This window comes from Mycobacterium sp., assembly GCF_032159565.1.
Taxonomy (GTDB): domain Bacteria; phylum Actinomycetota; class Actinomycetes; order Mycobacteriales; family Mycobacteriaceae; genus Mycobacterium.
Genome location: NZ_JAVHWR010000225.1, coordinates 1 through 11,706, shown reverse-complemented (window position 1 = coordinate 11,706; position 11,706 = coordinate 1). Strand labels below are relative to the sequence as shown.

Sequence of the window (11,706 nt, the reverse complement as noted above, 5' to 3'; positions counted from 1 at the left end):
GCCTTTCGACGTGCGCACGACCATCACCGACCAACTGCGCGCGCAGATGTCGATACTGCAGCAGCCCGAAGCAGTCTCGCCCGACTTCGCCGATCAAGTCGACGACATCCTCGCCATGCTGAGCGGCTGTTACCGCGTCAACGACTACGAGGTGCACGCCGTGCCCGGCGAGCGAAGTCGCTTGACGCCGTGGATCTTCGGCAGCAGCAAGGGACAGAGCGCGCAGGTGGCGGGTGCCAAGGGGCTGCCGTTCGTCGCCAGCTACCACATCACGCCCGCCACCGCCCTGGACGCGGTCGACGCCTATCGGGCCGCTTTCAGGCCGTCGGCGATCCTGTCGAAGCCCTACGTGGTGGTCTCGGCCGATGTGGTCGTCGCCGATGACACCGCCACGGCGCAACACCTGGCGTCCACCTACGGCCACTGGGTCTACTCCATCCGCAAGGGCGGCGGTGCCGTTCCCTACCCGGATCCAGACATCGCCGAGCCGCTGACAGTCGATCAGTTCGAGATCGTGAAGGACCGCACCGCAACGCAATTCGTCGGCGACGCCGATGAGGTGGCCGACAAGCTGGAAACTCTGCAGCGGGTGACCGGTGCCGACGAACTGGTCGTCACCTCAGTCGCCCACCGGCACGCCGATCGGCTGCACTCACACGAGCTGATCGCCAAGCGGTGGGGCTGACCGGATGACGGCGGTTCGAGAAGACAGGCAGCGCAAGCCCATTCACCTGGCCGCCCACTTTCCCGGCGTCAACAACACCACCGTCTGGTCGGATCCCGACTCAGGTAGCCAGGTCGAGTTCGAATCCTTCGTGCACCTGGCCCGCACCGCCGAGCGCGGCCTCTTCGACTTCTTCTTCCTCGCCGAGGGCCTGCGGCTGCGCGAACACCGCGGCCGAATCCACGACCTCGACGTCGTCGGCAGGCCCGACACCTTCACGATCCTGGCGGCGCTGGCGGCGGTCACCGACCGGCTCGGCCTGGTCGGCACCATCAACACCACGTTCAACGAACCTTTCGAGGTGGCAAGGCAATTCGCGACGCTCGATCACCTCTCTGATGGCCGGGCCGGCTGGAACATGGTGACGTCGTCCGACGCCTTCACCGGGGAGAACTTCCGGCGGGGCGGCTACCTCGATCACGCCGACCGGTACAAGCGCGCCGCCGAGTTCATCACCGTGGCGCGAGCATTCTGGGACAGCTGGGGCGACGACGCCGTGCGGGATGACGCGGAAGCGGGGGTCTATGTCGACCCGCACCGGATCAACACGGTGGAGTATCACGGATCGCAGTTCGATGTTCGTGGCGTGGCCACGCTTCCCGTCAGCCCGCAGCGACATCCGGTGCTTCTACAGGCGGGCGACTCGGCGGACGGCAGGGCCTTCGGCGCCGAATACGCCGACGCCCTGTTCACGCTGCACTCTGCGCTCGAGGCCGGCCGGCGGTACTACGCCGACGTCAAGGAGCGCGCCGCACAGTCGGGCCGAAACCCCGACATGTTAAAGGTCTTTCCCGCTGCGACCTTCGTGCTCGGCGACAGCTCCGCGGAGGCGGCCGAGCGTGCCAGGCACATCCGCTATCAGCAGGTGACCGGCCCGACAGCGATCGCCATGCTCGAGCAGGTGTGGCAGCGCGACCTTTCCGGCTACGACCCCGACGGCCCGTTGCCCGACGTCGACCCGGTCGACGACCCGACCATCACCCAGGGCCGGGTGCGGCACGGTGACCCGAAAGCCATCGCCGCGAGCTGGCGGGAGCGCGCAGAGGCCGGCAACCTCAGCATCCGTGACCTGGTGATCGCCGTGACCAGCCGGCAGCAGTTCGTCGGCACCCCGGCAGAGGTTGCCGACGAGATCGACTTGCACGTTCAGTCCGACGCCTGCGACGGCTTCATCCTGGTCCCGCACCTGACCCCGCGCGGCCTGGACGAGTTCGTCGACCGGGTGGTGCCGCTGCTGCAGGAACGCGGCGCTTTTCGTACCGAATACGCCGGTCACACCTTGCGTGACCACCTTTGCCTTTAAACTTGGCGAAAGCTGTCGCACACAGCGGCGGGGGTGTGGTGGGGTGCAGATTTCGCAAACGACCGTAGGGTGGCTGCTCTTTGCCGCCGCCGGATTGACCCTGTTCGCCGGGCTTGGGCTGCGCTCGCTGTTGGGCCGTCGGCGCGAAACGACCGACGACGGCGATCTCGACGACAAGATCCTGATGCCCACGTTCGTGCTGTGCTGCGGGCTGTGCCTGACCGCGATCTTCCTCTTGGGCTACGAAGCGCTCGGCTGAGTCAATCGGAAGCCAGCGCCCTGGCCTTTTCGGTGGCCTGGCGTATGGAGCCACGCCACACCTGGCCGTGGCCCGGGACGAGCACCTCGGTGTCCAGCATCGCCAGCGCCGACAGGCTGCGCACACAGCCCTCCTGATCGTGGTTGAACACCTTGTGCAGCAACTGCGGGCCGGAGCGAGTGGCGACCGGATGACCGGTCACCAGCGCATCGCCGCTGACCAGCACGCCGTCGACGACGAAGGAGCAGTGCCCGCCAGTGTGGCCCGGGCTCGGGATGGCCCTCGGTGAGCCGGGTAGTGCGGCGGCGACTTCGTCGGTCAGTGCCTGCGCGGTCGCAATGCCGTCATGGGTGAATGCACCCTTGCGGCTGATCCTCACCGACCACTTCAACCAGCGCGGCTGCCAGGCATGCGCCGCGACGTCGACCGGCTTCGCCTGTTCGAGGTATTCGCGCTTGGCATGGCCGACCTCGTCGGCATGGCAATACACCGGCGTGCCATGGGTTTTCGCGAACCAGATCGCCGAACCGAAGTGGTCGATGTGGGCGTGGGTCAACAGGATCGCGCGCAGATCGTCGACGCCGAAACCGAGTTCGCGCAGCGACGCCAGCACGTCGTCGCGGTCGCCGGGAAAGCCGGCGTCGATGAGGATGACGCCCGTGTCGTCGGCCACCAGAGTCCAGTTGACCAGGTCGGTATGGGCGAAGTGCACGGTGTCGGTGATGGCGCTCAGGGCTGCTGGCATGCCGCGAGTGTAAGCAGGGGAGTAGAAACTAAATGTGGACTTGAAACTGGGATACAAGGCGTCGGCGGAACAGTTCGCGCCGCGTGAGCTCGTCGAGTTGGGCGTTGAGGCCGAAGAGCACGGCATGGACAGTGCCACGGTCAGCGACCACTTCCAGCCGTGGCGGCACGAAGGCGGCCACGCGCCCTTTTCACTGGCCTGGATGACCGCGGTGGGCGAGCGCACCAAGCGGCTGATCCTCGGCACCTCGGTGCTGACGCCGACGTTCCGGTACAACCCCGCCGTCATCGCGCAGGCGTTCGCGACCATGGGCTGCCTCTACCCGGACCGGATCTTCCTCGGTGTTGGAACCGGCGAGTCGCTCAACGAGATCGCCACCGGCTACCAGGGCGAGTGGCCGGACTTCAAGGAGCGCTATGCGCGGTTACGCGAAGCGGTGAAGCTCATGCGCGAGCTGTGGCTCGGCGACCGCGTCGACTTCGATGGCGAGTATTACCACACCAAGGGCGCCTCGATCTACGACGTTCCCGAGGGCGGCATCCCGATCTACATCGCCGCGGGCGGGCCGCAGGTGGCCAAATACGCCGGCCGGGTGGGCGACGGCTTCATCTGCACCTCGGGCAAGGGCGAGGAGCTCTACAAGGACAAGCTCATTCCCGCCGTCAAGGAGGGCGCTGAGGCCGCAGGCAAGGATCCCGATGACATCGATCGGATGATCGAGATCAAGATCTCCTATGACACCGATCCCGAGTTGGCACTGGAGAACACCCGGTTCTGGGCGCCGCTGTCGCTGACGGCCGAGCAGAAGACCAACATCCACGATCCACTGGAGATGGAGAAGGCCGCCGACGAGCTGCCCATCGAGCAGGTCGCCAAGCGGTGGATCGTGGCGTCGGATCCCGACGAGGCCGTCGAGAAGGTCGCGCAGTACGTCAAGTGGGGCCTCAACCACCTCGTCTTCCACGCGCCGGGACACGACCAGCGGCGCTTCCTCGAACTCTTTCAGAAGGATCTGGAGCCGCGGCTGCGCCGCCTCGGCTGATAGCTTTTCTGCGTGCCCAGAGCGATCTATGTCGCGTCCCCAGAGGGCGACACCGGTAAGTCGACGATCGCGCTCGGCATCCTGCACCGGCTGGCGGCCACCGTCGCGAAAGTCGGCGTCTTCCGGCCGATCACCCGGCTCGGCGAGGACCGTGACTACATCCTCGAGCTGCTGCTGCCGCACACCACCGCAGGCCTGCCCTACGAGCAGTGCGTCGGCGTGAGTTACCAGCAGCTGCACGACGATCCGGACGCGGCCATCGCAGACATCGTCGACCGCTTCCACGACGTGGCGGACCGATGCGACGCCGTGGTGGTCGTCGGCAGCGACTACACCGACGTGACGACGCCAAGCGAGCTGGACACCAACGCCCGCATCGCCGCCAACCTCGGTGCACCGGTGGTGCTGGCGGTCAAGGCCAAGGACCGCACACCGACCGAGGTCGCCCAGGTCGTCGAACTGTGTCTGATCGAGATCTCCGGCCAGCACGCCCACACCGCGGCGGTGGTGGCGAACCGCTGCGACCCGGCGCAGATGGCCGCGGTCGCAGCGGCGTTGGAGGGGTTCGACCCCAAATCGTATGTGATACCCGAGGAGCCGCTGCTGGTCGCGCCCGCGGTGGGTGACCTCCTGCACGCTGTCGAAGGCACCGTGGTCAGCGGCGACCCGCAGCTGCTCAATCGGGAAGCGATGGACGTGCTGGTAGCAGGCATGACCGCCGAGCACGTGCTCGAGCGGCTCACCGACGGCGTCGCGGTGATCACGCCCGGCGACCGTTCCGACGTCGTCCTTGCCGTGGTGAGCGCGCATGCGGCGGAAGGCTTTCCGTCGCTTTCGTGCATCATCCTCAACGGCGGTCTGGAGCTTCACCCGTCGATCGCCAAGCTGGTGTCGGGCCTGAACCAGCGGCTGCCCGTCATCGCGACTGGCTTCGGCACGTTCGAGACGGCCAGCAGGGTCGCCGCGACGAGGGGCCGCGTCACCGCGTCGTCGCAGCGCAAGATCGACACCGCGATCGAACTGATGGACACCTACGTAAACACCGAGGATCTGCTTGCCCAACTGGCGATTCCGATCCCCACCGTAGTGACGCCGCAGATGTTCACCTACCAATTGCTCGACCGCGCTCGCGCGGACCGCAAACGCATCGTGCTCCCAGAGGGCGAGGACGACCGCATTCTCAAGGCGGCGGGCCGGCTGTTGCAGCGCAACGTCGCCGACCTCACGATCCTGGGTGACGAGCCGCATATCCGGGCCCGCTCCGCCGAGCTCGGGGTCGACCTGTCGGACGCCAAGGTGCTCAACCCGCGCACCAGTGAACTGTGCGACCAGTTCGCCGAGCAGTACGCCGACCTGCGCAAGCGCAAGGGCGTCACCGTCGAGCAGGCGCGCGAGATCATCCATGACGTCTCCTATTTCGGCACCATGCTGGTCTACAACGACATGGTCGACGGAATGGTCTCCGGCGCGATGCACACCACGGCACATACCGTCCGGCCCGCGTTCGAGATCATCAAGACCGAACCCGGCATCACCACGGTGTCCAGCATCTTCCTGATGTGCCTGGCCGACCGGGTGCTCGCCTACGGCGACTGTGCGATCGTGCCGGACCCGACGTCGGAGCAACTGGCCGACATCGCGATCTCGTCGGCGCGCACCGCCGCGCAGTTCGGCATCGATCCTCGGGTTGCCATGCTGTCCTACTCGACAGGAACCTCCGGAACCGGCGCCGACGTCGACAAAGTCAGGGCGGCAACCGATTTGGTGCGTGAGAGGCAGCCCGACCTTCTGGTGGACGGTCCGATCCAGTACGACGCGGCCGTCGATCCGACCACGGCGGCCAGCAAGATGCCCGATTCGAAGGTCGCGGGCAGGGCGACGGTGCTGATCTTCCCTGACCTCAACACCGGCAACAACACCTACAAGGCCGTGCAGCGCAGCGCGGGCGCCATCGCCATCGGCCCGGTGCTGCAGGGCCTGAAGAAACCGGTCAACGACCTGTCGCGGGGCGCACTGATCGAGGACATCGTCAACACCGTGGCGATCACCGCCATTCAGGCGCAGGACCAGTGATGGCCGACAAGCCCACCGTGCTCGTCATCAACTCCGGCTCGTCATCGCTCAAATATGCTGTTATACAGCCGGACTCGGGAACGGTCGTGGCCGACGGGATCGTGGAGCGAATCGGCGACGGCCCGGTCGCGGACCACGGCGCGGCCCTGCAGGAGGCCTTCAAGCGCCTCGCGGAATCCGGACGACCACTGGAAAGCCTTGACCTGGTGGCGGTGGGCCATCGCATCGTGCACGGCGGTCCGGACCTCTACAAGCCGACACTGGTCGACGACGCGCTCATCGCCAAGGTCGACGAGCTCGCACCCCTGGCTCCTCTGCACAACCCGCCTGCGCTGCTCGGCATCCAGGTGGCCCGCGACGCCATGCCCGACCTCCCGCATGTCGCCGTTTTCGACACGGCCTTCTTCCACGACCTGACCGCCGCCGCCGCGACATACGCGATCGATCGGGATGTCGCGCAGCAGTGGCAGATTCGGCGCTACGGGTTCCACGGCACCTCGCACCAATTCGTGAGTGAACAGGTGGCGACCTTCCTGGACGAACCGCTGGGTTCGCTGAACCAGATTGTCCTGCACCTTGGCAACGGCGCGTCGGCGTCGGCGATCTCGGGGGGCAGGCCCGTCGACACGTCGATGGGCCTCACGCCGTTGGAGGGTCTGGTGATGGGCACCCGGTCGGGCGATATCGACCCCGGGATCATCTCGTATCTGTCGCGCACAGCAGGGATGCGCATCGAGGACATCGAGACGATGCTCAACAAGCGTTCCGGAGTTCGCGGTCTCGGCGGCGAGATCGACTTTCGCGTGCTGCACCAGCGCATCGAATCCGGTGATGCGGCAGCACAGTTGGCGTACGACGTCTACATCCACCGGCTGCGCAAGTACATCGGCGCCTACATGGCGGTGCTCGGCAAAACAGACGTCATCACCTTCACCGCGGGCGTCGGCGAGAACGACGCGGTCGTCCGTCACGACGCGTTGGCCGGGCTGACGACGCTGGGAATCGAACTGGACGGGCGCCTCAACGAAAGCTCCGACAAATGCGCACGCCGAATCTCCGCGGAGACGTCGCGGACGACGGTTCTAGTTGTTCCGACCGACGAGGAGCTCGCAATCGCGCGCGCTTGTGTGGACGTCGTCGAGGACTGACCGCGGCTCTTCGAGCGGCAGGCTGCCGTCCGGATCGCAGATGCCCAACAACCGGCGGACTTGCCGGCCCGCCCGCAGCACCCAAGTGGCTTCGTAGCGGCAGCAGATGACGTTGATGTTGTGCAGCGTGGCGAATCCGGCGGTGCCGAAGAAGTCGACGAGCCGCAGGTCGAGCTCGAGGCGTGCCGATCCGGCGACCCTGCTCTCGACATATCGCGCCAGCGCGCGGTTGTTGGTGGCGTCGACGTCGCCCTCGACGGTGACCTGCAGGGTGGACGGCGGCCGAGGACTTGCGGAGAAGAGCGCCCGGCCGTGTTCCTCACGCATATCGAGTGCGCCTGGATTGATGCGGAACACGCGGCTAGTACCGATGTCGGTCATGTGACCTCCCTCAGTGAGCGTCATGTCGCTGTGGGTGGCTGTTAACTCAACCTGTAAAGCACGCTACTACGGAATCAGTCGTTCGGCGATGGTCAATTCTCGACTAATGCCGGTCGGCGCCGGGCCTAAAAGGTGCTGGTCGGCCGCACGCTGTTGGCCAGGTCGACGAGCGCGTAGCGGTGCCCCTGGGTCGGCGCCACCCGGGCCAGACCCCGCAGCGACGCCTCCACACCGAGTTGAAGGCCGTGTTGGGTGAACGGGAAGCCGAGGATGTGGTTGGTGCTGGCGGTGTGGTCCGCCAGCCAGTCCATTGCGGTGCCCAGGACAAGGGCCCGAATCTGCAGCACCCGCGGCTCGGAGTCGGGCAGCGCCTCGACGCGCCGGGCGGCGTCGCGGATCTGCTGCTCGGTGATCTCGTTCATCGAGCGGCCGGACAGCAGCGTCACCGCGCTGGTCAGCCGCGCGGTCGTGAAATGCCTCGAGGTGGCGGGCACTTGGTCCAGGGTGCGGACGGCGGCGTCACGATCGCCCGCGGCCGACTGTGCGCGTGCCAGCCCGAAGCCCGCGGAGATCACACCGTTGTCGGTACACCACACCGTGTTGTAGAACTTCCGTTCGTCGGCGCTGCCGGCCAGTTCGGCCGTCGCCGCCAGCGCCATCTTGGGCGCCAGCTCACCAGGGAGAGTGTCCAGCACTTCGTTGAAATGCTTTGTCGCCGAATCGTAGTCGGCTGTCAGCAGCTCGGAGACGGCGCGGAACCACACCAGCCGCCACCTCCACCCGACCCGGGCCGCGAGGTCGTCGAGCTTGCGGGTGGCCTTGGCGACGTCGCCGAGGTCCAGCAGCGCGCGCACTTCCATCAACGGCAGCTCGACGGACTCGGACAGGTCGATGCCCTCGGAGTCCAGCGTGCCGTGCCGCGCAGCCCGCAGGGAGTCGAGCGTCTGCACCGGCTGGCTGAGGACGGCCGCCGACAATACCGTGGCGCCGAGGTCGGTCGGGTCGACCAGCGGTACCTGCAGCGCCCTCACGATCTCCTGTGCCGTCAGCTTTTCCGAGTGCACCTGCCCGTCGAGATACACGTCGGTGTGCGCGACGAGCAGGTCGACGCCGAACGTCGAGCGCGACGGGCTGAACACCGTCGACAGGCCGGGGCGCGGCATCCCGCTGTCGCGGGCGACCGCCTCGCGCAGCACCCCGAGCAGCTGGCTGGTCATCTCCTCCGCACTGCCGAACCGCCGGCGCGGATCGGGATCGATGGCCCTGCGCAGCAGCCTGGCGAACGAGTCGTACTCCGTCAGCACCGGGTCGTCCTCCGGCAGGCCCGCGACGTAGCGGCCCTTGCGGGTGCGCAGGTTGAGCGTCAGCGTCGCCAGCGTGCGGCCGACGGAGTAGATGTCGGTCGCCACCGTGGGACCCGTCCGCACGATCTCGGCCGCCTGGTAACCCGGTGTGCCGTAGAGGTATCCGAAGGAGTTGAGCCGTGACACCGCGCCGAGGTCGATCAGCTTGAGCTGATCCTCGGTGATCATGATGTTCTCGGGTTTGAGGTCGTTGTAGGCCAGCCCGATGGAATGCAGGTAACCCAGCGCGGGCAGGATCTCGAGCATGTAGCCGATGCCCTCGGCCACCGGCAGCTTGTCGCCCCTGGCCTGCTTGAGCGACTTTCCGCCGACGTACTCCATCACGATGTAGCCGACGGGGTTGCCGTGCTGGTCGGGATGCTCGACGAAGTTGTAGATCTTGACGATGCCCGGGTGCGTCACCTCGGCGAGGAACTGCCGCTCGGCCATCGCGATCTTCTGGGCTTCCGCGTCACCGGAATGCACCAGACCTTTGAGCACGACCGGCCGTTCGTTGACGTTGTGGTCGAAGGCCAGATACACCCAGCCCAGACCGCCGTGCGCGATGCAGCCCTTGATCTCGTACTGCTCGGCCACCATGTCGCCGGGAACCAGTTGCGGCAGGAACGAATACGCGCTGCCGCAGTGTGGGCACCAGCCCTCCGACAGCGCTTTGCCGTCGGTTGACGACCTGCCGACCGCCTTGCCGCAGTTCCAACAGAACCGTTTGCCTTCGGCCACAACGGGATTGGTCATCAGGGCCGACAGCGGGTCGATCTCGCGCACCCGCGGGATCTCCACCAGCCCGCCGCCGAGCCTGCGCGTCGGCGACAGCGCCCGCGTCATCACCGTCGTGTGGTCCTCGGGCTCAGTGTCGGCGGTGCCGACCGACGTGCCGTCCGAATCGTCGAAGTGCGGCCGGAAGACGGCCTGTGTGGCCATCGGCCGCATCGTCGATGCGGAATCCGCGTCGAGTTCTTCGAGGTCTTCCAGGCTCGCGGGTTGGGTACCGGGCCCTTCGACTCCTTCCTCTGCTGTCGACATCAGTCCGAGTACCTCGGAACCGGGGGAGCGGGAGGTGGGCCGAGCACCGTCAGCCATTTGCGGTACAACGTGCTCCACGTGCCGTCGCGGCGGATGCGCTCCAGCGTGCCGTTGACGAACCGGACCAGCCCGGTGTTCTCCCGGTTGATGCCGATGCCGTAGGGCTCCTCGTTCATGCTGGGCCCGACGATGCGCAGATACGGGTCCTGTGCCACCAGCCCGGCCAGGATGGAGTCGTCGGTGCTGACCGCGTCGACCTGACGCTGCTGCAGCGCCACCAGGCAGTCGGCCCACGTCACCACCTGGATGACGATCGGCGACGGGTTGATCTGCTGGATCCGCTGCAGCGACGTGGTGCCCTTGACGGCGCAGACCCTTTTACCGGAGAGATCACCGGCCTGCGAGATCGTCGAGTCGCGCGGCGCCAGAATGCGTTGGTTCGCAACCAGATACACCGTCGAGAAGTTGACCAGACGTTTGCGCTCGCACGTGATGCTCATGGTCTTGACGACGATGTCGACCTGGTTGTTCCGCAGCGCGGTGATGCGGTCGGCCGACGACAGGATGCGGTACTCGACCTGCGACGGGGTGCCGAAGATGTCGCGGGCCACCTCGCCGGCGATGTCGACGTCGAATCCGGTGATCTCCCCGGTGATCGGGTCGCGGAAGCTGAACAGGTTGCTGCCGATGTCGAGGCCGACGATGAGCCGGCCGCGGTTCTTGATCGTGGTGACGGCGTCGTCGGCCTGCGCGCGGTCGGAGAACGGCCGCAGGCTGGCGGTCACGTCGCACTGGTTGTCGGTGTCCTCCGGCACCGGCGCCAGCGACGGCGGCAGTTCCTGCATGCCTGCGGGCGTGGGCGCGGGCAGCGTGAGGTTCGGCGTCGGCGGCACCTCTTCCGCGCGGCCGCAACCCGCCAGCACCGTCACCATGGCGACCGCGATGCACAACATCGGCAACCTCAGCTGCTGTCTCTTCTTCGCGCAAGCGCTCATCAGCTGCTGTCTCTTCTTCGCGCAAGCGCTCATCAGCGGTACTCACTAAGTCGGGGCCACAGTCCGAGCGCCACCGCGATCGCCGCCACGACGGACAGCACCGCCGCTCCGACGGTCGCGCCGGACAGCACCCGCCTGGCGTTGAGGATGTCGCTGCGCAACTGCTGGCGGCTTTCCGAGATGCCCTTGTTCAGCGCCTCGTCCAGCCGGTCGAAGGCGGGCGTCGCGTCGTCCTCGCCCCGGCCGAGTGCCACCTGCGTCGCGGCCTGATAGTTGCCGACCGCGATGTAGGAGCTGATCCGGTCGTCGGCCGCACGCCAGCGACGCAACAACTGCTCGGCGTCGGCCAGGTCAGCCTTGTCGATCGCGTCCTCGCGGCCGAGGTACTCCGAAAGCTGCTGCTGCATGGTGTCGATGCGCTGGTAGTAGGACTGCTTGCGGACATTCTCGTCGCCGCGCCGGATCAGCGACAGCGTCTCGTCGGCCCGCGCCTGCTGTGCGGTGATCGCCAGGGTAGTGACGGTCTTAAGGGATTCTGCTGCGGTGTTCTTCGCGCTGCGGCTGTCGATGGTGGAGATCACCAGCGCGGTGAACACCCAGATCAACATGATCAGCACCGCCATCCCGCCCGCGATGAACCCGATGTTGA

10 protein-coding genes and 1 pseudogene are annotated in these 11,706 nt (G+C 66.8%); 6 read left to right on the top strand and 5 right to left on the bottom strand.

The genetic code is table 11. From position 1 onward, the window contains the following. The 3 genes from QOC76_RS30615 to QOC76_RS30605 all read left to right on the top strand — a co-directional run. On the top strand, positions 1-685 hold a 685-nt coding region (locus QOC76_RS30615; protein ID WP_526363675.1), incomplete at its 5' end, for an LLM class flavin-dependent oxidoreductase. A 4-nt stretch (positions 686-689) separates the two neighbouring features. Then, positions 690-2,027, top strand: coding sequence for an NtaA/DmoA family FMN-dependent monooxygenase (locus tag QOC76_RS30610; protein ID WP_526363673.1), 1,338 nt, complete (start codon positions 690-692; stop codon positions 2,025-2,027). A 43-nt stretch (positions 2,028-2,070) separates the two neighbouring features. Then, entirely contained in the window at positions 2,071-2,286 is a 216-nt protein-coding gene (locus QOC76_RS30605) for a hypothetical protein (RefSeq protein ID WP_526363671.1), read from the top strand. A gap of 1 nt (position 2,287) precedes the next feature. Here QOC76_RS30605 and QOC76_RS30600 read toward each other — a convergent pair whose 3' ends face one another. Then, complete coding sequence (locus QOC76_RS30600; RefSeq protein ID WP_526363669.1) at positions 2,288-3,031, bottom strand: MBL fold metallo-hydrolase; 744 nt, start codon at positions 3,029-3,031, stop codon at positions 2,288-2,290. A 34-nt stretch (positions 3,032-3,065) separates the two neighbouring features. On the opposite strand from QOC76_RS30600, the gene fgd reads away from it, so the two are divergent. From fgd to QOC76_RS30585, 3 genes are read left to right on the top strand one after another with little or no spacing between them, the layout of a single operon-like run. Further along, entirely contained in the window at positions 3,066-4,073 is a 1,008-nt protein-coding gene (fgd, locus tag QOC76_RS30595; protein ID WP_526363667.1) for a glucose-6-phosphate dehydrogenase (coenzyme-F420), read from the top strand. 12 nt (positions 4,074-4,085) lie between these two features. Continuing rightward, a complete protein-coding gene (gene pta, locus QOC76_RS30590; RefSeq protein ID WP_526363665.1) occupies positions 4,086-6,146 on the top strand; it encodes a phosphate acetyltransferase in 2,061 nt (686 codons plus the stop codon). Then, positions 6,146-7,294, top strand: a complete 1,149-nt coding sequence (locus tag QOC76_RS30585; protein ID WP_526363663.1) for an acetate/propionate family kinase — start codon at positions 6,146-6,148, stop codon at positions 7,292-7,294. The genes pta and QOC76_RS30585 overlap by 1 nt, the downstream gene beginning before the upstream one ends. Here the strand turns inward: QOC76_RS30585 and QOC76_RS30580 are convergent. The 4 genes and pseudogenes from QOC76_RS30580 to QOC76_RS30565 all read right to left on the bottom strand — a co-directional run. Then, a complete protein-coding gene (locus tag QOC76_RS30580) occupies positions 7,229-7,675 on the bottom strand; it encodes an STAS domain-containing protein (RefSeq protein WP_526363661.1) in 447 nt (148 codons plus the stop codon). The two genes, QOC76_RS30585 and QOC76_RS30580, sit on opposite strands and share 66 nt — an antisense overlap. A 125-nt stretch (positions 7,676-7,800) precedes the next feature. After that, complete coding sequence (locus tag QOC76_RS30575) at positions 7,801-10,062, bottom strand: tetratricopeptide repeat protein (protein ID WP_526363659.1); 2,262 nt, start codon at positions 10,060-10,062, stop codon at positions 7,801-7,803. Continuing rightward, positions 10,062-11,015, bottom strand: coding sequence for a glutamate ABC transporter substrate-binding protein (locus tag QOC76_RS30570; RefSeq protein WP_526363677.1), 954 nt, complete (start codon positions 11,013-11,015; stop codon positions 10,062-10,064). The genes QOC76_RS30575 and QOC76_RS30570 overlap by 1 nt, the downstream gene beginning before the upstream one ends. A 74-nt stretch (positions 11,016-11,089) precedes the next feature. Then, positions 11,090-11,706 (bottom strand): annotated as a pseudogene (locus QOC76_RS30565) (hypothetical protein); the annotation flags it as partial.